19 protein-coding genes are annotated in these 25,456 nt (G+C 58.7%); all 19 read left to right on the top strand.

All coding sequences use genetic code 11. The annotated features are described in order from the left end of the window. Positions 1-54 precede the first annotated feature (54 nt). The 19 genes from frr to cadA all read left to right on the top strand — a co-directional run bounded on the left by frr (position 55) and on the right by cadA (position 25,411). Positions 55-612, top strand: a complete 558-nt coding sequence (gene frr, locus AC4PR2_RS14755; RefSeq protein WP_004931943.1) for a ribosome recycling factor — start codon at positions 55-57, stop codon at positions 610-612. Positions 613-769: 157 nt separating this feature from the next. Continuing rightward, a complete protein-coding gene (gene ispC, locus AC4PR2_RS14750) occupies positions 770-1,966 on the top strand; it encodes a 1-deoxy-D-xylulose-5-phosphate reductoisomerase (protein WP_159318546.1) in 1,197 nt (398 codons plus the stop codon). Positions 1,967-2,243: 277 nt separating this feature from the next. Beyond that, positions 2,244-3,002 (top strand): (2E,6E)-farnesyl-diphosphate-specific ditrans,polycis-undecaprenyl-diphosphate synthase, encoded by a 759-nt coding sequence (ispU, locus tag AC4PR2_RS14745; RefSeq protein WP_049198255.1) that lies wholly within the window; start codon positions 2,244-2,246, stop codon positions 3,000-3,002. 9 nt (positions 3,003-3,011) lie between these two features. Continuing rightward, positions 3,012-3,854 carry a phosphatidate cytidylyltransferase gene (cdsA, locus tag AC4PR2_RS14740; RefSeq protein WP_047729987.1) on the top strand — a complete coding sequence of 281 codons (843 nt, stop codon included), beginning with the start codon at positions 3,012-3,014 and terminating at the stop codon, positions 3,852-3,854. A 27-nt stretch (positions 3,855-3,881) separates the two neighbouring features. Continuing rightward, positions 3,882-5,237, top strand: coding sequence for a sigma E protease regulator RseP (gene rseP, locus AC4PR2_RS14735; protein ID WP_070913929.1), 1,356 nt, complete (start codon positions 3,882-3,884; stop codon positions 5,235-5,237). Between the two features lie 35 nt (positions 5,238-5,272). After that, complete coding sequence (gene bamA, locus AC4PR2_RS14730) at positions 5,273-7,699, top strand: outer membrane protein assembly factor BamA (RefSeq protein ID WP_060441357.1); 2,427 nt, start codon at positions 5,273-5,275, stop codon at positions 7,697-7,699. A 156-nt stretch (positions 7,700-7,855) separates the two neighbouring features. After that, on the top strand, positions 7,856-8,353 hold the full coding sequence (gene skp, locus AC4PR2_RS14725; RefSeq protein WP_004931958.1) for a molecular chaperone Skp: 498 nt from the start codon (positions 7,856-7,858) through the stop codon (positions 8,351-8,353). A gap of 3 nt (positions 8,354-8,356) precedes the next feature. Then, positions 8,357-9,379 (top strand): UDP-3-O-(3-hydroxymyristoyl)glucosamine N-acyltransferase, encoded by a 1,023-nt coding sequence (gene lpxD / locus AC4PR2_RS14720; RefSeq protein WP_048234602.1) that lies wholly within the window; start codon positions 8,357-8,359, stop codon positions 9,377-9,379. Positions 9,380-9,539: 160 nt separating this feature from the next. Beyond that, complete coding sequence (fabZ, locus tag AC4PR2_RS14715; RefSeq protein WP_004931962.1) at positions 9,540-9,995, top strand: 3-hydroxyacyl-ACP dehydratase FabZ; 456 nt, start codon at positions 9,540-9,542, stop codon at positions 9,993-9,995. A gap of 3 nt (positions 9,996-9,998) precedes the next feature. After that, positions 9,999-10,787 (top strand): acyl-ACP--UDP-N-acetylglucosamine O-acyltransferase, encoded by a 789-nt coding sequence (gene lpxA / locus AC4PR2_RS14710; RefSeq protein ID WP_060441359.1) that lies wholly within the window; start codon positions 9,999-10,001, stop codon positions 10,785-10,787. Between the two features lie 3 nt (positions 10,788-10,790). Then, entirely contained in the window at positions 10,791-11,939 is a 1,149-nt protein-coding gene (gene lpxB, locus AC4PR2_RS14705; RefSeq protein WP_060441360.1) for a lipid-A-disaccharide synthase, read from the top strand. Beyond that, positions 11,936-12,529, top strand: a complete 594-nt coding sequence (gene rnhB, locus AC4PR2_RS14700) for a ribonuclease HII (protein ID WP_197804236.1) — start codon at positions 11,936-11,938, stop codon at positions 12,527-12,529. Before lpxB ends, rnhB begins: the two co-directional genes overlap by 4 nt. Positions 12,530-12,611: 82 nt before the next feature. Next, a complete protein-coding gene (dnaE, locus tag AC4PR2_RS14695; protein ID WP_019455764.1) occupies positions 12,612-16,100 on the top strand; it encodes a DNA polymerase III subunit alpha in 3,489 nt (1,162 codons plus the stop codon). A gap of 12 nt (positions 16,101-16,112) precedes the next feature. Beyond that, positions 16,113-17,072 (top strand): acetyl-CoA carboxylase carboxyl transferase subunit alpha, encoded by a 960-nt coding sequence (accA, locus tag AC4PR2_RS14690; protein WP_019455765.1) that lies wholly within the window; start codon positions 16,113-16,115, stop codon positions 17,070-17,072. A gap of 110 nt (positions 17,073-17,182) precedes the next feature. Then, positions 17,183-19,327 (top strand): lysine decarboxylase LdcC, encoded by a 2,145-nt coding sequence (locus AC4PR2_RS14685; protein WP_492175258.1) that lies wholly within the window; start codon positions 17,183-17,185, stop codon positions 19,325-19,327. Between the two features lie 104 nt (positions 19,328-19,431). Beyond that, entirely contained in the window at positions 19,432-19,821 is a 390-nt protein-coding gene (locus AC4PR2_RS14680) for a VOC family protein (RefSeq protein WP_060388405.1), read from the top strand. 89 nt (positions 19,822-19,910) lie between these two features. Further along, positions 19,911-21,464, top strand: coding sequence for a lysine decarboxylation/transport transcriptional activator CadC (gene cadC / locus AC4PR2_RS14675; protein ID WP_060429307.1), 1,554 nt, complete (start codon positions 19,911-19,913; stop codon positions 21,462-21,464). Between the two features lie 369 nt (positions 21,465-21,833). Further along, positions 21,834-23,177 carry a cadaverine/lysine antiporter gene (gene cadB, locus AC4PR2_RS14670; protein ID WP_033649814.1) on the top strand — a complete coding sequence of 448 codons (1,344 nt, stop codon included), beginning with the start codon at positions 21,834-21,836 and terminating at the stop codon, positions 23,175-23,177. A gap of 95 nt (positions 23,178-23,272) precedes the next feature. Beyond that, positions 23,273-25,411 (top strand): lysine decarboxylase CadA, encoded by a 2,139-nt coding sequence (cadA, locus tag AC4PR2_RS14665; protein WP_033649815.1) that lies wholly within the window; start codon positions 23,273-23,275, stop codon positions 25,409-25,411. Positions 25,412-25,456: the final 45 nt, after the last annotated feature.

Raw genomic sequence — 25,456 nt, 5'->3', positions numbered from 1 at the left:
CGGGCTATACTTGAGTATCGCCTGCCAAGTAACCAGCTTCCAAGGGTTTGCAACGTGACTAATGAAATCAGAAAAGATGCTGATTCACGCATGGAAAAAAGCGTAGAAGCATTCAAAAACCAAATCAGCAAGATCCGCACCGGCCGCGCTTCTCCAAGCATTCTGGACGGCATCATGGTGGAATACTACGGCGCCGCTACGCCGCTGCGCCAGCTGGCCAACGTGACCGTGGAAGACTCCCGCACGCTGAAAATCAACGTGTTCGACCGCAGCCTGAGCCAGGCCGTTGAGAAAGCGATCATGAGCTCCGATCTGGGCCTCAACCCGTCTTCCGCCGGCTCTGACATTCGCGTTCCGCTGCCTCCGCTGACCGAAGAACGTCGTAAGGATCTGATCAAGATCGTACGCGGCGAAGCCGAGCAGGGCCGCGTAGCGGTGCGTAACGTGCGTCGCGACGCTAACGACAAGGTCAAGGCGCTGCTGAAAGACAAAGAGATCAGCGAAGACGAAGAACGTCGTTCACAAGACGAGATTCAGAAAATGACCGACGCTTACATCAAGCTGGTCGATGCCGCGCTGGCAGAGAAAGAAAAAGAGCTGATGGATTTCTAATCAGCATCGCGCAGAAAAAAAGCGTCGCCTGGGCGGCGCTTTGTTTTTTGTGGCGCAGATCCCGTTTCATCGTACTGAAAGATCATGGACAAGCGGTGTCCAAGGTTCCACACTGGAGCACCTCCGATCTCATCAGACAGTTATTCAGAGTGAACTCATGAAGCAACTGACCATTCTTGGCTCGACCGGCTCGGTAGGGACCAGCACCCTGGCCGTGGTCAGGGCGAATCCCGACCGTTTTGCGATCAAAGCACTGGTGGCCGGCCGCAACGTCGCGGTCATGGCGCAGCAATGCATGGAATTCCGGCCCGCCTTCGCCGCGATGGCTGAGGAAAGCGCCGCTCGCGAGCTGCGCGCCATTCTGGCGGAAAACGGCGTCGCTACCGAGGTCTTGGCCGGGGAACAAGCGGCCTGCGAACTGGCGGCGTTGGATGACGTCGATCAAGTGACGGCGGCCATCGTCGGCGCCGCAGGGCTGCTGCCGACGCTGGCGGCGATCCGCGCAGGCAAGCAGGTGTTGCTGGCCAACAAGGAGTCGCTGGTCACCTGCGGCCGTCTGTTTATGGACGCGGTTCGGCAAAGCCAGGCGCAGCTGCTGCCGCTCGACAGCGAACACAACGCGATTTTTCAGAGTTTGCCTGAGAGCATTCAGCGTCAGTTGGGATACTCTTCCCTGGACAGTCATGGCGTTTCGCGCATCGTGCTTACCGGCTCAGGCGGCCCGTTCCGCACCACGCCGCTGGAGCAGTTCGCCGCGATGACGCCGGATCAAGCCTGTGCCCACCCGAACTGGTCGATGGGCCGCAAGATCTCGGTGGACTCCGCCACCATGATGAACAAAGGTCTGGAATACATTGAGGCCCGCTGGCTGTTTAACGCCTCGGCCGAGCAAATGGAAGTGATCCTGCACCCGCAGTCGGTGATTCACTCGATGGTGCGCTATGCCGACGGCAGCGTGCTGGCGCAGCTGGGTACGCCGGATATGCGCACGCCGATCGCACATGCGATGGCGTATCCGCAGCGCGTAAACTCCGGCGTGGAAGCGCTGGACTTCTGCCGCATCGGTTCGCTGACCTTCGCCGAACCGGAGCGCGAGCGCTATCCTTGCCTGTATTTGGCGATCGAAGCGTTCGACGCCGGCCAGGCGGCGACCACCGCACTGAACGCGGCGAATGAAATCGCCGTGGCGGCATTTTTGCAGCAGCAGATTCGCTTTACCGACATTGCCGCGGTCAACAGGCAGGTCGTCGAGCGCCTCGCGCTGCCGGAACCGACGTGCATCGAAGCGGTCTTAGACATTGACCGCCAGGCGCGCGCCGCCGCCGAGGAGCGCGTTCGCGCGTTGCGCGGTTGAGCACGGCGATTATCCGATTTTGCTCGTAATTCGCGTATGCCGCAGCGGGGCCGTTTGTTCATGCTCCGCTGAGGTGGTATAGTCTGCGCCACCTGTCAGCGGTTATACCGTTGAATTATGGCCCGATTGGCGCCCTGTGCGTCAATGGCGACCCGGCTGCGCCGGGCATCGCGAGGGCAGGCTGAAAGCCGTGTCGGGCACACGGCTTTTTTTGCGCGTAAGGGCCTGATGTTCCGGAAAGGCAGTTATATTTCTATTGAGGAAATAAGTACGAGTTATGTCGTCCGCAAACCAACAAGAGGCTAATCCATCTTCCCCGGGGCCGCGCCATGTCGCCATCATCATGGACGGTAACGGACGCTGGGCCAAACGTCAGGGCAAGTTACGTGTCTTCGGTCATAAAGCAGGGGTGAAATCGGTTCGCCGCGCGGTCAGTTTTGCCGCCAGCCACCATTTAGATGCGCTCACGCTTTATGCCTTCAGCAGCGAAAACTGGAACCGTCCGGTGCAGGAAGTCTCCGCCCTGATGGAGCTTTTTGTCCGTGCTCTGGATAGTGAAGTAAAAAGCCTGCATAAACATAACGTCAGGTTGCGGGTGATCGGCGATATCAGCCGGTTCAGCTCGCGTTTGCAGGAGCGGATCCGCCGCTCTGAAGCGCTGACGGAAAATAACGATGGCCTGACGCTCAATATCGCTGCCAACTACGGCGGCCGTTGGGATATCATTCAGGGAGTAAGGGAGCTGGCCGAACGGGTACGGGTGGGAGAGTTGCACCCGGATCAGATCAGCGAGGAATTATTGAGCGAGCGGGTTTGCATGAGCGACCTGGCGCCGGTGGATCTGGTTATCCGCACCGGTGGCGAGCATCGCATCAGTAACTTCCTGCTGTGGCAAATCGCCTATGCTGAACTTTACTTTACGGATGTGCTCTGGCCTGATTTCGATGAACTTGTCTTTGAAGGTGCGCTGAATGCATTTGCACAACGTGAGCGCCGCTTCGGGGGAACAACACCTATCGGCGCCGATGCGTCCTAGGGAGAACTTTTGCTGAAGTATCGCCTCATAACTGCTCTGATTTTAATCCCGATCGTTATCGCGGCGCTGTTCCTGTTGCCGCCGCTGGCCTTTGCTCTGGTAACGCTCGTCGTGTGCATGTTAGCAGCCTGGGAGTGGGGCCAACTGGCCGGTTTTACCTCCCGTTCGCAGCGCATCTGGCTGGCGATACTGTGCGGTTTTCTGCTGGCGCTGATGATGCTCAGCGTTCCCGCGTACCATCAATCCGTGCCGCAGGTGAGCGGCTCGCTGTGGCTGTCGCTGGTCTGGTGGCTGGCGGCGCTGCTGCTGGTGCTGTTCTACCCCGGCTCGGCCGCTATCTGGCGCAACTCGCGCCCGCTGCGCCTGCTGTTCGGCCTGCTGACCATCGTGCCGTTCTTCTGGGGCATGCTGGCGCTGCGCCAGTACGGCTACGAGCAAAACCCGTTTACCGGCGCCTGGTGGCTGCTGTACGTGATGCTGCTGGTGTGGGGCGCGGATTCCGGCGCCTACATGTTCGGCAAGCTGTTCGGCAAGCATAAGCTGGCGCCGAAGGTCTCGCCGGGCAAAACCTGGGAAGGGCTGATCGGCGGGTTGTTGACGTCGGCGGTAATCTCCTGGCTGTTCGGCCGCTATGCGCCACTGAACGTGGTGCCGACCACCCTGTTGGCCTGTTCGGTGCTCGCCGCGCTGGCTTCGGTGCTGGGCGATTTGACCGAAAGCATGTTCAAACGCGAAGCGGGCATCAAGGACAGCGGTCATTTGATCCCCGGTCATGGCGGCATACTGGATCGTATCGACAGCCTGACCGCGGCGGTGCCGGTGTTTGCCTGCCTGATGCTGTTGGTGTTTTAATCCGTCGATGACGGAAAGTGAGGGATGATGGTCAGCGTGCTTTGGAACCTGGTGGCGTTTCTGATTGCGCTCGGTATCTTGATAACCGTGCACGAGTTCGGACACTTTTGGGTTGCCCGCCGTTGCGGCGTGCGCGTTGAACGTTTCTCCATCGGCTTCGGTCGCGCGCTGTGGCGCCGCACCGATCGCCAGGGCACCGAGTACGTCATTGCCTTGATTCCGCTCGGCGGCTACGTGAAGATGCTGGACGAGCGCGTGGAGTCGGTGGCGCCGGAAATGCGCCATCAGGCCTTCAACAACAAAACCGTCTGGCAGCGCGCGGCCATCATCAGCGCCGGCCCCATCGCCAACTTCCTGTTTGCTATCCTTGCCTACTGGCTGGTGTTCATCATCGGCGTGCCGAGTTTCCGCCCGGTGATCGGCGAAATCGCGCCGCAATCCATCGCCGCCAAGGCCGAAATTTCGTCTGGCATGGAACTAAAGTCGGTTGACGGCATCGAAACGCCTGATTGGGAGTCAGTTCGTCTGGCGCTGGTGGCGAAGATTGGCGATGCACAAACCGAAGTCGGCGTTGCGCCATTCGGCTCTTCGCAGGTAGTGACCAAAACCCTGGATTTGCGCCAGTGGAACTTTGAGCCGGACAAGCAGGATCCCGTTGTCGCGCTGGGCATTATGCCGCGCGGCCCGCAGATTGAATCCGTGTTGGCGGAAGTGCAGCCTGACTCGGCGGCGCAAAAGGCGGGTTTACAAGCGGGGGACAGGATCGTTAAAGTCGATGGTCAGCCGTTGGGTCGTTGGCAGACGCTGGTGAAGCGTATCCACGATGGCCCGGGGCAACCGCTGGCTTTGGAGATTGAAAGAAACGGCGCCCCCTTGTCTTTGACGCTGATACCGGATACAAAGCCGGTGGGAAAAGACAAATCGGTGGGTTTTGCAGGCATCATTCCAAAGGTGCTGCCGCTGCCGGACGAGTATAAGACGATTCGCCAGTATGGACCGTTCCCGGCGCTGTATCAGGCCGGCGACAAGACCTGGCAGCTGATGCGGCTGACGGTTAACATGCTGGGCAAATTAATAACCGGTGATGTAAAGCTGAACAACCTGAGTGGCCCGATCTCGATTGCACAGGGAGCAGGGGCGTCAGCCGGAGTCGGGTTCGTGTATTATCTGATGTTCCTGGCGTTGATTAGCGTCAACCTGGGGATCATCAACCTGTTCCCATTACCGGTGTTAGATGGTGGGCATCTCCTCTTCCTGGCGATAGAAAAGCTGAAGGGTGGGCCGGTTTCCGAGCGAGTACAGGACTACAGCTACCGCATAGGTTCGATCGTGCTGGTGTTGTTGATGGGTCTTGCACTTTTCAATGATTTTTCCCGCCTCTAGGGGCGGGGATAGGTTAGGAAGAACGCATAACAACGATGGCGATGAAAAAGTTGCTCATAGCGTCGCTGCTGTTTGGCAGCGCCACCGTATACGGTGCAGACGGGTTCGTAGTGAAAGACATTCATTTCGAAGGCCTGCAGCGAGTCGCCGTCGGTGCGGCGTTACTCAACATGCCGGTTCGCGTCGGCGATACCGTCACTGACGATGACATCAGTAATACCATCCGAGCCTTGTTTGCCACCGGCAACTTCGAGGACGTGCGCGTACTGCGCGATGGTAATACGTTGATCGTGCAGGTGAAGGAACGTCCTACCATCGCCAGCATCACCTTCTCCGGCAACAAGTCGGTGAAGGATGACATGCTCAAGCAGAACCTGGAAGCCTCCGGCGTCCGGGTGGGCGAGGCGCTCGACCGCACCACGATCTCCAGCATTGAAAAAGGGCTGGAAGACTTCTACTACAGCGTCGGTAAATACAGCGCCTCGGTGAAAGCCGTGGTCACGCCGCTGCCGCGCAACCGTGTCGACCTGAAGCTGGTGTTCACGGAAGGGGTCTCCGCCAAGATTCAACAAATCAACATCGTCGGCAACCATGCCTTCACCAACGACGAACTGATCTCGCGCTTCCAGCTGCGTGATGAGGTGCCGTGGTGGAACCTGGTCGGCGATCGCAAATACCAGAAGCAAAAACTGGCGGGCGATCTCGAAACCCTGCGCAGCTTCTATCTGGATCGCGGCTATGCCCGCTTCAACATCGATTCTACCCAGGTGAGCTTGACGCCGGATAAAAAAGGCATCTACATCACCATCAACATCACCGAAGGCGATCAGTACAAGCTTTCCGATGTTGTCGTGAACGGCAACCTGGCCGGCCACTCGGCGGAAGTTGCTCAGATCACCAAGATCGAACCGGGCGAGCTGTATAACGGCAGCAAGGTGACCAAAATGGAAGACAACATCAAAACGATGTTGGGCCGTTATGGTTACGCCTACCCGCGCGTCGGTACTCAGCCGGAGATCAACGACGCGGATAAAACCGTCAAGCTGCACGTCAACGTCGACGCGGGCAACCGCTTCTACGTGCGTCGCATCAAGTTCGAAGGCAACGACACCAGCAAGGATTCCGTACTGCGTCGCGAAATGCGCCAGATGGAAGGCGCCTGGCTGGGTAACGAGCAGGTCGAGCAGGGCAAAGAACGCTTGAACCGCTTGGGCTACTTCGAAACGGTTGACGTGGAAACCCAGCGCGTGCCGGGCACCGCCGATCAGGTCGACGTAACCTACAAGGTGAAAGAGCGCAACACCGGTACCTTTAACTTCGGCGTCGGCTACGGCACCGAGAGCGGCGTCAGCTTCCAGGCCGGCGTGCAGCAGGACAACTGGTTGGGTACCGGCTACTCGGTCGGCATCAGCGGCACCAAGAACGACTACCAAACCTATACCGAATTCTCGGTCACCAACCCGTACTTCACCGTTGACGGTGTGAGCCTGGGCGGCCGCGTGTTCTACAACGACTTTAAAGCGGATAACGCGGACCTGTCCGACTACACCAACAAGAGTTACGGTGTTGACGGCACGCTGGGCTTCCCGATCAACGAAAACAACTCGTTGCGTACCGGCCTGGGCTACGTCCACAACGGTCTGTCGAACATGCAGCCGCAGATCGCCATGTGGCGTTATCTCGACTCGATGGGCGTGGATGCGAACAAGACTGACCGCGCCAGCTACTCGACGGACGACTTTACCCTGAACCTGGGCTGGACCTACAACAACCTGGACCGCGGCTACTTCCCGACGTCGGGTAACCGCACCACGTTGAACGGCAAGGTCACCATTCCGGGCTCGGACAACGAATACTACAAGGTGACGTTGGACAGCGTTCAGTACGTGCCGATCAATGACGATCGCACCTGGGTGCTGTTGGGCCGTGGCCGTCTGGGTTACGCGGATGGGCTGGGCGGCAAGGAAATGCCGTTCTATGAGAACTTCTATGCCGGTGGTTCAAGCACCGTGCGTGGCTTCCAGTCCAACACCATCGGTCCGAAGGCGGTGTATTACAACTCCAACTCGTACCAGTGCCAGTTCAACGCCGGCAGCACCACCACGCGTCAGAGCATCTGTAGCTCGGATGACGCGGTGGGCGGTAACGCCATGGCGGTGGCCAGCCTGGAGCTGATCACTCCGACGCCGTTCATCAGCGAGAAATACGCCAACTCCGTGCGGACGTCGCTGTTCATCGATGCCGGTACCGTGTGGGATACCAAGTGGAAGAATACCGACGAAACGCTGATGTACGGCGTGCCTGACTACAGTAAAGCGGGCAATATTCGTTCCTCCGCCGGTATCGCGCTGCAGTGGATGTCGCCGCTGGGGCCGTTGGTGTTCTCTTACGCCAACCCGATCAAGAAATACGAAGGCGACAAGTCCGAACAGTTCCAGTTTAACATCGGTAAGACCTGGTAACGGGTCTCGCCTCTGGGCATAACAGTTATTAAGAATCGCAATGGCCAGGCGCCCGCCGGCAGAGGGAGATGATTCTCATTGTTTGGTGGGATAAGTCTGGCAAATTGTGTACTTCAGTGTCATATGACACAAATGGGTGATGGTAAGGAGTTTATAGTGAAAAAGTGGTTGTGTGCCGCAGGCCTCGGTTTAGCAATGGCTGCTTCAGCTGGCGTTCAGGCAGCAGATAAGATCGCTGTCGTTAACGTCTCCAGCATTTTCCAACAGCTGCCGGCCCGCGAAGCGGTCGCTAAACAGCTGGAAAACGAGTTTAAAGGCCGTGCAAGCGAACTCCAGAACATGGAACGTAGCCTGCAGACCAAAATGCAACGTCTGCAGCGTGACGGCGCTACCATGAAAGCCAGCGACCGCAGCAAGTTGGAAAAAGACGTGATGGCACAGCGCGAGCAGTTCTCTCAGAAAGCGCAGGCTTTCGAGCAGGACAACCGTCGTCGCCAGATGGAAGAGCGTAACAAGATCCTGAGCCGTATCCAGGACGCTGTGAAATCTGTTGCCAGCAAAGGCGGTTATGACGTGGTGATCGACGCCAACGCCGTTGCCTATGCAGACTCTTCCAAAGATATCACTGCTGACGTGCTGAAACAGGTTAAATAACACATGCTTTCAATTCGACTGGCTGATTTAGCGCAGCAGTTGGATGCACAATTGCACGGTGATGGCGATCTCGTCATCACCGGCATTGCTTCTATGCATTCGGCACAGCCTGGCCAAATCACGTTTTTGTCAAACAGCCGCTATCAAGAGCAGCTGTCTTCCTGCCAGGCAAGCGCCGTGGTGCTTACCGAAGCGGATTTACCACACTGCCGTGCTGCGGCGCTGGTGGTTAAGAACCCTTACCTGACCTACGCGCGCATGGCGCAGCTGATGGACACCACGCCGGCACCGGCGCAGGATATCGCGCCAAGCGCGGTGATCTCGCCTGAGGCGCAGCTGGGGCACAACGTCGCCATTGGGGCGAACGCGGTGATCGAGTCGGGTGCGGTGCTGGGCGATAACGTGGTTATCGGCCCGGGCTGCTTCATTGGCAAACACGCACGCATCGGCGCGGGAACGCGTCTGTGGGCGAACGTCACGATTTATCATGCGGTTGAAATCGGCCAGCGCTGCCTGATCCAGTCCGGCACCGTGATCGGCGCGGACGGTTTCGGCTATGCGAACGAGCGCGGCGAGTGGATCAAAATCCCTCAGTTGGGCACGGTGATTATCGGCGATCGCGTCGAAATCGGCGCTTGCACCACCATTGACCGCGGCGCTTTGGATAACACCCAAATCGGGAATGGTGTTATCATCGACAACCAATGCCAGATTGCACATAACGTCGTGATTGGCGACAATACCGCCGTCGCCGGCGGCGTGATCATGGCCGGCAGCCTGAAAATCGGCCGCTACTGCCAGATCGGCGGTGCCAGCGTGATCAACGGTCACATGGAGATTGCCGACAAGGTTGTTGTTACCGGAATGGGAATGGTTATGCGACCAATCACCGAACCTGGGGTATACTCTTCGGGCATTCCGTTGCAGCCTAACAAGGTTTGGCGTAAAACCGCTGCGTTGGTGATGAATATCGATGAGATCAGCAAGCGCTTGAAAGCTGTCGAACGTAAAGTCGGAAAAGACTAATCATTGCCGCCCGCCCTGGCGGGGACAAAACGAAACGCGTTGGTCGTGAGACCAAAAGCGCAAAGAGATGTTAATTTGCGGCCTGCATGATGATCTCCTTTTGGGGTCAGCGCAGGCCGTGTTGTTGATGCCATCAGTTTTTAGAGACAGGAAGAGTATTTTGACTACTGACACTCATACTCTGGATATTGCAGAAATTTTGGATCTGCTTCCTCACCGTTACCCGTTCTTGCTGGTCGACCGCGTCCTCGAGTTTGAAGAGCACAAATATCTGCGTGCGGTGAAGAACGTATCGGTGAACGAACCGTTTTTCCAGGGCCACTTCCCTGGCAAACCGATTTTCCCAGGCGTATTGATCCTGGAAGCCATGGCGCAGGCCACCGGTATCCTGGCGTTTAAAAGCGTCGGCAAACTGGAGCCGGGCGAGCTGTATTACTTCGCCGGTATCGACGAAGCACGCTTCAAGCGTCCTGTGGTGCCAGGGGATCAGATGGTCATGGAAGTCACCTTCGAGAAAACTCGCCGCGGCCTGACTCGCTTCAAAGGCGTGGCGACCGTTGACGGTAAAATTGTCTGCGAAGCAACCATGATGTGTGCCCGCAGCCGGGAGGCTTAATCCGTGATTGACCAAACCGCCTTTATCCATCCTAGCGCGATAGTCGAAGAAGGCGCCGTGATCGGCGCCAACGTGCATATCGGCCCTTTCTGCTACGTCGGTTCCCAGGTGGAAATCGGCGCCGGCACGGTGCTGAAATCCCACGTGGTGGTGAACGGCATTACCAAGATCGGCTGCGATAACCAGATTTATCAGTTCGCCTCCATCGGTGAAGTGAATCAGGATCTGAAATACGCGGGCGAACCGACGCGCGTTGAAGTGGGCGATCGCAACCGCATCCGCGAAAGCGTCACCATTCACCGCGGCACCGCGCAGGGCACCGGCTTGACTAAAGTGGGCAACGATAACCTGCTGATGGTCAATACGCATATCGGGCATGACTGCGTGGTCGGCAATTTCTGTGTGCTGGCCAACAACGCTACGCTCGGCGGACACGTGGAAATCGACGATCACGCCATCATCGGCGGCATGACGGCGATCCACCAGTTCTGCATTATCGGTGCGCATGTGATGGTAGGCGGTTGTTCCGGCGTCGCTCAGGACGTGCCTCCTTTCGTCATCGCTCAGGGCAACCACGCGACACCGTTCGGCGTCAATGCGATTGGCCTGAAGCGTCGCGGTTTTGATAAGGATGAAATGCAGGCGATTCGTAACGCCTATAAGATCCTGTATCGCAGCGAGAAAACGCTGGATGAAGCGAAAGCGGAAATCGAAGCCCTGGCCAAAGAGCAGCCGGTGGTGCAGCTGTACCTCGATTTCTTCACCCGTTCCACCCGTGGCATCATTCGCTGAGTTATGTCGAATCGTCCATTGACTATCGGATTGGTCGCCGGAGAAACCTCCGGTGACATTCTCGGCGCCGGTTTGATCCGCGCGCTCAAGGCGCAGATCCCCGACGCGCGTTTCGTTGGCGTCGCCGGCCCGCTGATGCAGGCCGAAGGCTGCGAAGCCTGGTACGAAATGGAAGAGCTGGCGGTCATGGGCGTGGTGGAAGTGCTCGAGCGTTTGCCACGCCTGTTGAAGATCCGCAAGGATCTCACCCGCCGCTTCGGCGAGCTGCGGCCGGACGTGTTTGTCGGTATCGACGCGCCGGACTTCAACATCACGCTGGAAGGCCGCCTCAAGCAGCGCGGCATCCGCACCATTCACTACGTCAGCCCTTCCGTGTGGGCCTGGCGGCAAAAGCGCGTTTTCAAAATTGGCAAAGCCACCGATCTGGTGCTGGCCTTTCTCCCTTTCGAAAAAGCGTTTTACGATCGCTTCAACGTGCCTTGCCGGTTTATCGGCCATACCATGGCAGATGCCATGCCGTTACAGCCCGATCGGCTGGCGGCGCGCGCCCAGCTTGGCATCGATCCGCAGGCGCGCTGTCTGGCCTTGCTGCCGGGCAGCCGCGGCGCCGAAGTCGAGATGCTTAGCGCCGACTTCCTCAAAACAGCGCAGCTGCTGCGCACGCGTTATCCTGAGCTTGAAGTGGTGGTGCCGCTGGTTAACGCCAAACGGCGCGAGCAGTTTGAGCGCATCAAGGCGGAAGTGGCGCCGGACCTGACCGTACACCTGCTGAACGGCCAGGGGCGCGAGGCGATGATTGCCAGCGACGCGGCGCTGCTGGCGTCCGGCACGGCGGCGCTGGAGTGCATGTTGGCCAAGTGCCCGATGGTGGTGGGCTATCGCATGAAACCGTTCACTTTCTGGCTGGCGCAGAGGCTGGTGAAAACGCCTTACGTTTCGCTGCCGAATCTGCTGGCGGGGCGCGAGATCGTCACCGAGCTGCTGCAGCATGACTGCGTGCCGGACAAACTGGCCGCCGCCGTGATGCCGCTGCTGGAAGAGAGCCCGCAAACCGAAGCGCTGAAACAGACTTTCCTTACTTTGCACCAAAGCATCCGTTGCGGTGCGGACGAACAGGCCGCTCAGGCTGTGTTGGAGCTGGCGAAAGCATGATTGAACCCTTTATCTATCCCGCTGCCACGCTGATTGCCGGTGTGGACGAAGTGGGCCGCGGCCCGTTGGTTGGCGCGGTGGTCACCGCCGCCGTGATCCTCGATCCGGCGCAGCCGATCGTCGGGCTGGCGGACTCCAAGAAACTCAGTGAAAAACGCCGCCTGGCGCTGTATGACGAAATCGTCGCCAAGGCGCTCTCCTGGAGCCTGGGGCGCGCCGAGCCGGCGGAAATCGACCAGATGAACATTTTGCACGCCACCATGCTGGCGATGCAGCGCGCGGTGGCCGGGTTGCATATCGCGCCGGACATGGTTTTAATCGACGGTAACCGTTGCCCGAAGCTGCCGATGCGTTCGCAGGCGGTGGTGAAGGGTGACAGCCGCGTGGCGGAGATCAGCGCGGCGTCCATTCTGGCGAAGGTCACGCGCGATCGCGAAATGGCCGAGCTGGACAGCGAGTTCCCGGACTACGGTTTCGCGCAGCATAAAGGCTACCCGACCGCCCTCCACCTGGAGCGGCTGGCCGCGCTGGGCGCCACCGAGCACCACCGCCGCAGCTTCGCGCCGGTGAAAAGGGCGCTGGCGCTGTAGTCTGCGGGCCTGGTTGACCAGGCTCGACGATAGCATTAACCCGGGCTCAGCCTGCTGAGCCCCTTCAATCAGGTATCTGGAGATGGCCGAACCTCGTTTTATTCACCTGCGCGTCCACAGTGACTACTCCATGATTGATGGATTGGCCAAGACGGCACCGCTGGTGAAAAGAGCCGCCGCGTTAGCCATGCCTGCTCTGGCAATCACCGATTTCACCAACCTGTGCGGGCTGGTGAAGTTCTACGGCAGCGCGCACGGCGCCGGGATCAAACCGATCATCGGCGCGGATTTTCATGTGCAAAGCGAAGAGCTGGGCGACGAGCTGGCTCAGCTGACGGTGCTGGCCAGCAACAACGAAGGCTACCAGAACCTGACGCTGCTGATTTCCCGCGCCTATCAGCGTGGCTACGGGGCCGCCGGCCCGACCATCGATCGCGACTGGCTGATTGAACATCGTGAAGGGCTGATTCTGCTCTCCGGCGCGCGTCAGGGCGACGTCGGCAAGTTTCTGCTGCGCGGCAACCAGGCGCAGGTGGATCAGTGTCTGGACTTCTACCAGCAGCACTTTCCGGACTGTTACTACCTGGAACTGATCCGCACCGGCCGCCCGGACGAAGAGAACTACCTGCATGCGGCGGTGGCGCTGGCCACCGAACGCGGTTTGCCGGTGGTGGCCACCAACGACGTGCGCTTCCTGGTGGAAGACGATTTCGACGCCCATGAGATTCGCGTCGCCATACACGACGGCTTTACGCTGGACGATCCCAAGCGGCCGCGCAACTACAGCCCGCAGCAATACATGCGCAGCGAAGACGAGATGTGCGAGCTGTTCGCCGACATCCCCGAAGCGCTGCTGAACAGCGTCGAGATCGCCAAGCGCTGCAACGTCACCATTCGCCTCGGCGAATACTTCCTGCCGCAGTTCCCGACCGGCGACATGAGCACCGAGGACTTCCTGGTACTCAAATCGAAAGAGGGGCTGGAAGAGCGTCTCGAGTTCCTGTTCCCCGATCCTGAAGTGCGCGCGCAGCGCCGCCCGGAATACGACGAGCGTCTGGACGTCGAGCTGAAGGTGATCAACCAGATGGGGTTCCCCGGCTACTTCCTGATCGTGATGGAGTTTATCCAGTGGTCGAAGGACAACAACGTGCCGGTGGGCCCGGGGCGCGGCTCCGGTGCCGGTTCGCTGGTGGCCTATGCGTTGAAAATCACCGACCTCGATCCGTTGGAATTCGACCTGCTGTTCGAACGCTTCCTGAACCCGGAACGTGTCTCGATGCCCGACTTCGACGTCGACTTCTGCATGGAGAAGCGCGACCAGGTAATTGAGCACGTGGCGGAGATGTACGGCCGCGAAGCGGTATCGCAGATCATCACCTTCGGTACCATGGCGGCGAAAGCGGTTATCCGCGACGTGGGCCGCGTGCTGGGGCATCCGTACGGCTTCGTTGATCGCATCTCCAAGCTGGTGCCGCCGGATCCGGGCATGACGCTGGAAAAAGCCTTCGCCGCCGAACCGCAGCTGCCGGAAATTTACGAGGCCGACGAAGAGGTCAAGGCGCTGATCGACATGGCGCGCAAGCTGGAAGGGGTGACGCGTAACGCGGGTAAACACGCCGGGGGCGTGGTGATCGCGCCGACCAAAATCACCGACTTCGCGCCGCTGTACTGCGACGCCGAAGGGCACCATCCGGTGACCCAGTTCGACAAGAACGATGTGGAATACGCCGGGCTGGTGAAGTTCGACTTCCTCGGTCTGCGTACCCTGACCATCATCGACTGGGCGCTGGAGATGATCAACGCCCGGCGCGCCAAGACCGGGCTGGAACCGATCGACATCGCCGCCATTCCGCTCGACGACAAGAAAAGCTTCGACATGCTGCAGCGCTCGGAAACCACGGCGGTGTTCCAGCTTGAATCGCGCGGCATGAAAGACCTGATCAAACGTCTGAAGCCCGACTGCTTCGAAGACATGATCGCACTGGTGGCGCTGTTCCGTCCGGGGCCGCTGCAGTCGGGCATGGTGGATAACTTCATCGACCGCAAGCACGGCCGCGAAGAGATCTCCTACCCGGATATCCAGTGGCAGCACGAGTCGCTCAAGCCGGTGCTGGAACCGACCTACGGCATCATCCTGTATCAGGAACAGGTGATGCAGATTGCCCAGGTGCTGGCCGGCTATACCCTGGGCGGCGCGGACATGCTGCGCCGTGCGATGGGTAAAAAGAACCCGGTCGAAATGGCCAAGCAGCGCGGCGGCTTTGAAGACGGCGCGAAATCACGCGGCATCGACGGCGAACTGTCGGTGAAAATTTTCGACCTGGTGGAGAAGTTCGCCGGTTACGGCTTCAACAAATCGCACTCCGCCGCCTATGCGCTGGTGTCGTATCAGACGCTGTGGCTGAAGGCGCACTATCCGGCCGAGTTTATGGCGGCGGTGATGACCGCCGATATGGACAACACCGACAAAGTGGTGGGGCTGGTGGACGAATGCTGGCGCATGGGGCTGAAGATCCTGCCGCCGGACATCAACAGCGGCCTGTATCACTTCCACGTCAACGACGACGGCGAGATCGTTTACGGCATCGGCGCCATCAAAGGCGTGGGGGAAGGGCCGATCGAGGCCATCATCGAGGCGCGCAACAGCGGCGAACAGGGTTACTTCAAAGACCTGTTCGATCTCTGTGCGCGCTCCGACATCAAGAAACTGAACCGCCGCATTCTGGAAAAGCTGATCATGTCTGGCGCGTTCGATCGCCTCGGGCCGCACCGCGCCGCGCTGATGAATTCGCTCGGCGACGCGTTGAAAGCGGCGGATCAGCATGCGAAAGCCGAAGCTATCGGCCAGGTAGATATGTTCGGCGTGCTGGCGGAGGCGCCGGAGCAGGTGGAGCAGTCCTACGCCAATATCGCCCCCTGGCCGGAGCAGGTGGTGCTGGACGGTGAACGGGAGACGCTGGGGCTGTACCTGACCGGCCACCCGATCACCCAGTACCTGAAGGAGATCGAACGTTACGCCGGTGGCCAGCGTTTGAAAGACATGCACCCGACGGATCGGGGCAAAATGACCACCGCCGTCGGGCTGGTGGTCGCCGCGCGGGTGATGGTGACCAAGCGCGGCAACCGCATCGGTATCTGTACATTGGATGACCGTTCGGGCCGCCTGGAAGTGATGTTATTCACCGAAGCGTTAGAAAAATACCAGCATTTGTTGGAAAAAGACCGTATCCTTATCGCCAGTGGACAGGTCAGCTTTGATGACTTTAGCGGCGGGCTTAAAATGATGGCCCGCGAGGTAATGGACATCAGTGAAGCCCGGGAAAAATACGCTCGCGGGCTTGCTATCTCGCTGACTGACAGGCAAATTGATGACCAGCTTTTGAACCGTCTCCGTCAGTCGTTGGAACCCCATCGATCGGGGACGATTCCAGTGCATCTCTACTATCAACGGGAAGATGCACGAGCCAAGCTGCGTTTTGGCGCAACCTGGCGCGTGACGCCCACCGACCGCTTGTTGATCGACTTGCGGACGTTGGTAGGCAATGAGCAGGTGGACTTGGAATTTGACTAAAATAGGAATGCTATGAGTCTGAATTTTCTTGATTTTGAACAGCCGATTGCAGAGCTGGAAGCGAAAATTGACTCGCTGACTGCAGTCAGCCGTCAAGACGAAAAATTAGATATTAATCTGGACGAAGAGGTTCAGCGCCTGCGTGAAAAGAGCGTTGAGCTGACGCGCAAGATTTTTGCCGATCTTGGGGCTTGGCAGATTGCCCAATTGGCACGCCACCCGCGCCGTCCTTATACCCTGGATTATATCAAACACATCTTTACCGACTTCGAAGAGTTGGCGGGCGATCGCGCTTACGCCGACGACAAAGCGATCGTCGGCGGTATTGCTCGCCTGGATGGCCGCCCGGTGATGATCATCGGGCACCAGAAAGGCCGTGAAACCAAAGAGAAGATCCGCCGCAACTTCGGCATGCCGGCGCCGGAAGGCTACCGTAAAGCGCTGCGCCTGATGGAAATGGCCGCCCGCTTCAAGATGCCGCTCATCACCTTTATCGACACCCCGGGCGCTTATCCGGGCGTGGGCGCGGAAGAGCGCGGCCAGTCCGAAGCCATCGCGCGCAACCTGCGTGAGATGTCGCGTCTGAATATCCCGGTCATCTGCACCGTCATCGGCGAAGGCGGCTCCGGCGGCGCGCTGGCGATCGGCGTGGGCGATAAGGTGAACATGCTGCAGTACAGCACCTACTCGGTGATTTCGCCGGAAGGCTGTGCTTCCATCCTGTGGAAGAGCGCCGACAAGGCGCCGCTGGCCGCAGAAGCGATGGGCATCACCGCGCCGCGCCTGAAAGAGCTGAAGCTGATTGACTCGGTGATCCCGGAGCCGCTCGGTTCCGCGCACCGCGACGTGCCGGCGATGGCCGCTGCGCTGAAAGCGCAGCTGCTGGCCGATCTGAAAGATCTGGACGGTCTGAACGACGAAGAGTTGCTCAACCGCCGCTACCAGCGTCTGATGAACTACGGCTACTGCTGAGTTCTGCGCTCGCAGCAAGAAACCGCCTCCGGGCGGTTTTTTTTTGGCTACACACCGCCGGATTTTCGTGGTGTTATAGAGACTTGGCCGTTAACTGACAGGAGCTGCCGATGAATATCATCGCCATCATGGGCCCGACGGGCGTCTACTACAAAGATGAGCCGATCCGCGAGCTCCACGCGGCGCTGGCCGCCATGGGATTCCAGCTGGTGTACCCCAAAAACAGCGGCGACCTGCTGAAGCTGATTGAAGCCAACGCCCGCATCTGCGGGGTGATCTTCGACTGGGACGACTACAGCCTGGAGCTGTGCAGCGAGATCAACGAGCTGAACGAATACCTGCCGCTGTATGCCTTTATCAATACCCACTCTACCTTCGACGTCAGCCTGCATGAAATGCGCATGGTGCTCTATTTCTTCGAGTATGGCCTGAATGCGGCAGACGATATCGCGCAGCGCATCCAGCAGTACACCGCGGAATACATCGACACCATTACGCCGCCGCTGACCAAGGCGTTATTCAACTATGTGCGCGAAGGGAAGTACACCTTCTGCACGCCGGGCCACATGGCCGGCACCGCGTTTCAAAAAAGCCCGGTGGGCTGCCTGTTCTACGATTTCTTCGGCGCCAATACCTTGAAGGCCGACATCTCGATTTCGGTTACCGAGCTTGGTTCGCTGCTGGATCACACCGGGCCGCACCTGGAGGCCGAAGAGTATATCGCGCGCACCTTCAACGCCGAGCAGAGCTATCTGGTCACCAACGGCACCTCCACCGCCAACAAGATCGTCGGCATGTATTCGGCGCCGGCCGGCAGCACGGTGCTGATCGACCGCAACTGCCACAAATCGCTGTGTCACCTGCTGATGATGAGCGATATCGTGCCGATCTATCTGCGCCCGCTGCGCAACGCCTACGGCATCCTCGGCGGCATTCCGCAGCGCGAGTTTACCCGCGAAAGCATCGCCGCCCGGGTGCAGGAGACCCCGAACGCCACCTGGCCGGTGCATGCGGTGATCACCAATTCCACCTATGACGGCCTGCTGTACAACACCGACTACATCAAGCAGACGCTGGAGGTGCCGTCGATCCACTTCGACTCCGCCTGGGTGCCTTACACCAACTTCCATCCGATTTACGACGGCAAAAGCGGCATGAGCGGCGAGCAGGTGCCCGGTAAGGTGATTTACGAAACCCAATCGACGCACAAGCTGCTGGCGGCCTTCTCGCAGGCTTCGATGATTCATATCAAGGGCGATTACGACGAGAGCACCTTCAACGAAGCCTACATGATGCACACCACCACTTCGCCGCACTACGGCATCGTGGCGTCGATGGAAACCGCCGCCGCCATGCTGCGCGGCAATCCGGGGCGCCGCTTGATCAACCGCTCGGTGGAGCGTGCGCTGCATTTTCGCCGTGAAGTGCAGCGGCTGCGCGAGGAGAGCGACAGTTGGTTCTTCGACATTTGGCAGCCGGAAGAGATCGATGAGGCGCAATGCTGGCCATTGGATCCGGACGACAACTGGCACGGTTTTGGCCAGACCGATCGCGATCACATGTACCTCGATCCGATCAAGGTGACGATCCTGACGCCGGGCATGAACGAGCTGGGCGCGCTGGAGGAGGAGGGGATCCCGGCGGCGCTGGTGGCGAAATACCTCGACGAGCGCGGCATCGTGGTGGAGAAGACCGGGCCGTACAACCTGCTGTTCCTGTTTAGCATCGGCATCGACAAAACCAAGGCGATGAGCCTGCTGCGCGGCCTGACCGATTTCAAGCGCGCCTACGATCTCAACCTGCGGGTGAAGAACATGCTGCCGGATCTGTACGCCGAGGATCCGGATTTCTACCGCAACATGCGCATTCAGGATCTGGCCGCCGGCATTCACCGCCTGATCTGCCAACACGATCTGCCGCGCCTGATGCAGCGGGCGTTCGACGTGCTGCCGGAAATGAAGCTGACGCCGCACCAGATGTTCCAGGAGCAGGTGCGCGGCAATGTGGAAACCTGTGAGTTGGATCAGCTGGTGGGCAAGGTGGCGGCTAATATGATCCTGCCGTATCCGCCGGGCGTGCCGCTGGTGATGCCGGGGGAAATGATCACCGAAGAGAGCCGGGCAGTGCTCGACTTTCTGCTGATGCTGTGCTCGATCGGCGAACGCTATCCCGGTTTTGAAACCGACATCCACGGCGCCAAACTGACGGAGGACGGACGCTATCTGGTGAAGGTGTTGAAGGTCCCGCAGCCGTAATGCATAACACGCCCGGCGGTTTGGAAGATATGCCGGGCGTTCTCATTGACGGCATCGCCGCCGCCGGATACCTTGCCTCATCAGACCGAACAGGAGAGGCCGCCATGCTGGCGTTACGTCAGGTACACCATATCGCGATCATTGGCGCGGACTACGCCGCCAGTAAGCATTTTTACTGCGACATTCTCGGATTTACCCTGCTGAGCGAAGTCTACCGCGAGGAGCGCGGCTCCTGGAAAGCCGATCTGGCGCTCAACGGGCAATACACTATCGAGCTGTTTTCTTTCCCTTCGCCGCCGGCCCGCGTCAGCCGCCCGGAGGCCTGCGGCCTGCGCCATCTGGCGTTCAGCGTTGACGACATTGGCCAGGCCATCGCCCATCTGCAGGCGGCCGGCGTCGCCTGCGAACCGGTACGCGTCGATCCTTATACCCAATCTCGTTTTACCTTTTTCAGCGATCCCGATGGTTTACCGTTAGAATTATACGAGAGTTAACGGCTTAATCGCCTCCCGGCGGCCACAGCCGGGGGCGGTTATGCTATGATCGCGCCCTTGCCCTACATGCCTACAGAGTTATTTCCGCCATGCAAGAGCCTGCTTTTCGCGTCGGGGAGTGGCTGGTTACCCCTGCCGACAACACCATCAGCCGCGACGGACGCCAAAAAACGCTGGAACCGCGCCTGATCGACATGCTGTGCTATTTCGCCCGGCATCCCGACGTGGTGCTGAGCCGCGACGAGCTGATCGACAACGTCTGGAAGCGCAATATCGTCACCAACCATGTGGTGACCCAATGTATTTCAGAGCTGCGCAAATACCTGAAAGACGGTGACAGCGACAGCCCGGAATACATTATCACCGTGCCCAAGCGCGGGTATAAGCTGGCGACGTCGGTGATCTGGTGTGAAGAAGGGGAGACGCAACCCGCTCCCGCACAGGCGCCGCAGATCGCGGTGATCATGCATGAGCCGGAAGACGGCAGCGAGGAAGACGAGACGCCGTATGTGCCGCCGCGCCGGACAAGCGCACCGCCTGCCGCGCCCGGCGAAAAGAAGCCGCGTTTTTATCGTCGCTCGACCTTCTGGGTGTGGCTGGCGTTTCTGGCGGCGCTCAGCGTCTGCGTGGCGTTTGTCGGCATCGCCACGCTGTCGCAGCGCGTGCCGGTATCCACCATGCCGGTGCTGCTCAACCCGCGCGATATCGATATTCGCATCCAGGGCGGCGAGAGCTGCAGTAACTGGATGCCGCAGCTCTCTTATGTGGTGGGCGTCAGCGAGCTGATCACCGATTCGCTGAACACCTACTCGACCTTCCTGGTACACGACCAGACCAACTACAACTATTCCGGCCCCAGCAACTCGGGCAAGTCGCTGTATATCGAGTTCGTCAATCAGCGCCACTACCGCGCCCAGCAGTGTTTCCTGTCCGTGCGGCTGGTGGATAACGCTGACAGCTCAGTCATGCTGGACAAGCGTTACTTTATTACCGCCGATAACCAGCTGAAGATCCAGACCGACTTCCTCTCCAGCCTGTCCGCTGCGCTGAAGCAGCCCTGGCCGCCACAGCTGGAGCAGCGCCTGGCGCAGCTGCTGCCCGACAACGGGCCGTTGCTGCAGCGTTTCTACCAGGCACATCAGTTGCTGATCCACGGCGACGCCGATTCGTTGACCCGCGCCAGCGCCCAGCTGAGCGAGCTGATTAAAAGCGCGCCGAACTTCCATTACCTGCTGGCCGAAAAGGCGCTGGTGGATCTGCTGCGTAATTCTTATCAACCGTTCGACAGCCAGGCCCTGGCGCAATTGCGCGCCGATATCAGCCATCTGGCGACGATCCCCGAATTGAAAAACACGCCAATCATGCAGCAAGTTCTGGCGGTAGATGCATTGACGCAGGGGCGCATTGACGAGGCGCACCGAGCGATCGATCTGGGGATTGAATTGCAAATGTCGTGGCTGAATTATGTGCTGCTGGGCAAGGTGTATGAAATGCAGGGGCAGAACCATTTGGCGGCGGATTCTTATATTACCGCATTCAATCTTCGCCCCGGCGAAGACACATTGCATTGGATCACCAACGGCGTATTCCAGACGTCATTGACCAACGTGGTGCCTTATTTAAATAACTATCAGCGCCAATAATTAACCGATATCACGCCGCCATTATTCTCCGGGAATCATGGCGGCGTTATTTATTGGTGAAGGCATGTTGCGTGAATGTATTATTTTGCTGCGCGATATTATTTCTTTTTTGCCGTTTGTTATGCGTCATTAACCTTTTCATATTGTTGTTTTTAAATGATGTTTATCTTTTCTTTAGCTTATCTTTTTATCTTGATGTGTTAATGAAAAACCTCAGGTTATCATTTGTATGATCATGAGCGTAATCTCACTTTATCTTTAGGACTTTATTCCCCCCGATGGTTAGCATCCTGACTATCAAGCCGGCTCATTAAAATCTTTTATTTATGGGTGTGGCTTATAAGAAACGTAAATCAGGAGAAACTGACCATGGCTTCACCCAAGAAAATAGGGCTTATTGCCTGCACCGGCGTCGTCGCCGGTAATATGATGGGGAGCGGGATTGCCTTATTGCCCGCCAACCTGGCGAGTCTCGGATCTATCGCCATCTGGGGATGGGTGATCTCGATTATCGGGGCGATGTCGCTGGCCTATGTGTATGCCCGCCTCGCCACCAAAAACCCGCAGCAGGGCGGCCCTATCGCCTACGCGGGTGAAATTTCCCCGGCCTTCGGTTTCCAGACCGGCGTGCTTTATTACCATGCCAACTGGATCGGTAACCTGGCCATCGGCATTACCGCCGTTTCTTATCTCTCCACCTTCTTCCCGGCGCTGAACAACCCGGTACCTGCCGGCATCGCCTGTATCGCTATCGTGTGGATCTTCACCTTCGTCAACATGCTGGGCGGAACCTGGGTCAGCCGTTTGACCACCCTGGGCCTGGTGCTGGTGCTGATCCCGGTGATCGTGACTGCCACCGTCGGCTGGCACTGGTTTGACGCCGCCACCTATCAGGCTAACTGGAATACCTCCGGCACCACCGACAGCCATGCGGTCATCAAAAGTATCCTGCTGTGCCTGTGGGCGTTTATCGGCGTGGAATCCGCAGCGGTCAGCACCGGCATGGTGAAAAACCCGAAACGCACCGTGCCGCTGGCAACCATGCTCGGCACCGGCCTGGCGGGCATTATCTACATCGCCGCCACCCAGGTGATCAGCGGTATGTTCCCGGCGTCTGAAATGGCCGCCAGCGGCGCGCCGTTCGCCATCAGCGCCTCGGCGATTATGGGCAACTGGGCCGCACCGATGGTTTCCGCCTTCACCGCCTTCGCCTGCCTGACGTCACTGGGTTCGTGGATGATGCTGGTTGGCCAGGCCGGGGTCCGTGCCGCCAACGACGGCAACTTCCCGAAAGTGTACGGCGAGCTGGATAAAAACGGCATTCCGAAGAAAGGCCTGCTGCTGGCCGGTTGCAAAATGACCGCGCTGATGGTGCTGATCACCCTGATGAGCTCCGCCGGCGGTAAAGCGTCCGACCTGTTCGGCGAGCTGACCGGCATCGCGGTGCTGCTGACCATGCTGCCTTACTTCTACTCCTGCGTAGACCTGATCCGCTTCGAAGGGGTCAACGTGCGCAACCTGCTGAGCCTGATCGCTTCGGTGTGCGGCTGCGGCTTCTGCTTCATCGCGCTGATGGGCGCCAACTCATTCGAACTGTCCGGCACCTTTATCATCAGCCTGATTATCCTGATGTTCTACGCCCGGAAAATGAATACCCGCCAGGCTGCCAACGCAGCGGCGGTCGATGAAAACACCACGGCCAAAGCGCACTGATTCGCGTCCGCTGACCGACTGAATTTACCCAGCCCCTTTCTTTCCGACCTGTCAGCCGCGACGGGAAGGGGCTTGCTTTGCCAGGAGAAATGCATATGAACGTTATCGCCATCATGAATCACATGGGTGTCTACTTCAAAGAAGAGCCTATCCGTGAACTGCATCAGGCGCTGGAAAGTCTGGATTTCCGCATCGTTTACCCTAACGATCGCGAAGACCTGCTGAAACTGATCGAGAACAACGCCCGTCTGTGCGGGGTGATCTTCGACTGGGACAAATACAACCTGGAGCTGTGCGAAGAGATCAGCCAGCTGAACGAGTACATGCCGCTGTACGCGTTCGCCAACACCTATTCCACGCTCGACGTCAGCCTGAACGATCTGCGTATGCAGGTGCGCTTCTTCGAATATGCGCTCGGCGCGGCAACCGACATCGCCGCCAAGATCAAACAGAATACCGACGAGTATATCGACACCATCCTGCCGCCGTTGACCAAGGCGCTGTTCAAATACGTGCGCGAAGGCAAATACACCTTCTGTACGCCGGGCCACATGGGCGGCACCGCGTTCCAGAAAAGCCCGGTGGGCAGTATCTTCTACGATTTCTTCGGCCCGAACACCATGAAGTCGGATATCTCGATTTCGGTGTCCGAACTGGGATCGTTGCTGGATCACTCCGGCCCGCACAAAGAAGCGGAAGAGTACATCTCCCGCGTATTCAACGCCGAACGCAGCTACATGGTCACCAACGGCACCTCCACCGCCAACAAGATCGTCGGCATGTACTCGGCGCCGGCGGGCAGCACGGTGCTGATTGACCGTAACTGCCACAAGTCGCTGACTCACCTGATGATGATGAGCGACATCACGCCGATCTACTTCCGCCCGACCCGCAACGCCTACGGCATCCTCGGCGGCATTCCGCAGAGCGAGTTCCAGCGCGCCACCATCGCCAAACGCGTGAAGGAGACCCCGAACGCCACCTGGCCGGTGCACGCGGTGATCACCAACTCCACCTATGACGGCTTGCTGTACAACACCGACTTTATCAAGAACACCCTGGACGTGAAGTCTATCCACTTCGATTCCGCCTGGGTGCCTTACACCAACTTCCACCCGATCTATAAAGGCAAGTGCGGCATGAGCGGTGGCCGCGTGGAGGGCAAGGTGATCTATGAAACCCAGTCCACCCACAAACTGCTGGCGGCCTTCTCGCAGGCTTCGATGATTCACGTGAAGGGTGACATCAACGAAGAAACCTTCAACGAAGCCTACATGATGCACACCACCACCTCGCCGCACTACGGCATCGTGGCGTCGACCGAAACCGCCGCGGCGATGATGAAAGGCAACGCCGGCAAGCGCCTGATCAATGGCTCTATCGAGCGCGCGATCAAGTTCCGCAAAGAGATCAAACGCCTGAAAGTCGAATCCGACGGCTGGTTCTTCGACGTCTGGCAGCCGGAGCATATCGATGAGCCGGAATGTTGGCCGCTGCGTTCTGACAGTGCCTGGCACGGCTTCAAGAACATCGATAACGAACACATGTATCTCGACCCGATCAAGGTCACCATTCTGACGCCGGGGATGAGCAAGGAAGGCGAGATGCAGCCGTTCGGTATCCCGGCCAGCATCGTGGCGAAATACCTCGACGAACGCGGCATCATCGTCGAGAAAACCGGGCCGTACAACCTGCTGTTCCTGTTCAGCATCGGCATCGACAAAACCAAGGCGCTCAGCCTGCTGCGCGCGATGACCGACTTCAAACGCTCGTTCGATCTGAACCTGCGGGTGAAAAACATGCTGCCTTCGCTGTATCAGGAAGCGCCTGATTTCTATGAAAACATGCGCATTCAGGATCTGGCGCAGAACATTCACCGCCTGGTGGAGCAACACAACCTGCCGGACCTGATGTATCGCGCGTTCGAAGTGCTGCCAACCATGGTGATGAACCCGTACCAGGCGTTCCAGAAAGAGCTGCACGGCGAAGTGGAAGAAGTCTATCTGGAAGAGATGGTCGGCAAGGTCAATGCCAATATGATCCTCCCATACCCACCGGGCGTGCCGCTGGTGATGCCGGGCGAAATGCTGACCGAGGAGAGCCGGCCGGTGCTGGAGTTCCTGCAGATGCTGTGCGAAATCGGCGCGCATTATCCGGGCTTTGAAACCGACATTCACGGCGCCTATCGTCAGGCGGACGGACGTTATCGGGTGAAAGTGCTGAAGGCGAAATAACCGCAGCCAATAACAGGGGAGGCGCTCGCGCTTCCCCTTTGTCGT

The sequence above is a fragment of the Serratia sp. A07 genome (assembly GCF_058725505.1).
Note: the sequence above shows the minus strand (reverse complement) of the source record. Positions and strands in the feature narration are given on the sequence as shown.

Bases quoted from the DNA above. Each gene is read 5' to 3' on its own strand.
- accA (WP_019455765.1), top strand. From the start codon at position 16,113: ATGAGTCTGAATTTTCTTGATTTTGAACAGCCGATTGCAGAGCTGGAA.
- cadB (WP_033649814.1), top strand. From the start codon at position 21,834: ATGGCTTCACCCAAGAAAATAGGGCTTATTGCCTGCACCGGCGTCGTC.
- bamA (WP_060441357.1), top strand. From the start codon at position 5,273: ATGGCGATGAAAAAGTTGCTCATAGCGTCGCTGCTGTTTGGCAGCGCC.
- cadC (WP_060429307.1), top strand. From the start codon at position 19,911: ATGCAAGAGCCTGCTTTTCGCGTCGGGGAGTGGCTGGTTACCCCTGCC.
- lpxD (WP_048234602.1), top strand. From the start codon at position 8,357: ATGCTTTCAATTCGACTGGCTGATTTAGCGCAGCAGTTGGATGCACAA.
- AC4PR2_RS14685 (WP_492175258.1), top strand. From the start codon at position 17,183: ATGAATATCATCGCCATCATGGGCCCGACGGGCGTCTACTACAAAGAT.
- cadA (WP_033649815.1), top strand. From the start codon at position 23,273: ATGAACGTTATCGCCATCATGAATCACATGGGTGTCTACTTCAAAGAA.
- lpxB (WP_060441360.1), top strand. From the start codon at position 10,791: ATGTCGAATCGTCCATTGACTATCGGATTGGTCGCCGGAGAAACCTCC.
- rnhB (WP_197804236.1), top strand. From the start codon at position 11,936: ATGATTGAACCCTTTATCTATCCCGCTGCCACGCTGATTGCCGGTGTG.
- ispU (WP_049198255.1), top strand. From the start codon at position 2,244: ATGTCGTCCGCAAACCAACAAGAGGCTAATCCATCTTCCCCGGGGCCG.
- dnaE (WP_019455764.1), top strand. From the start codon at position 12,612: ATGGCCGAACCTCGTTTTATTCACCTGCGCGTCCACAGTGACTACTCC.
- AC4PR2_RS14680 (WP_060388405.1), top strand. From the start codon at position 19,432: ATGCTGGCGTTACGTCAGGTACACCATATCGCGATCATTGGCGCGGAC.
- rseP (WP_070913929.1), top strand. From the start codon at position 3,882: ATGGTCAGCGTGCTTTGGAACCTGGTGGCGTTTCTGATTGCGCTCGGT.
- ispC (WP_159318546.1), top strand. From the start codon at position 770: ATGAAGCAACTGACCATTCTTGGCTCGACCGGCTCGGTAGGGACCAGC.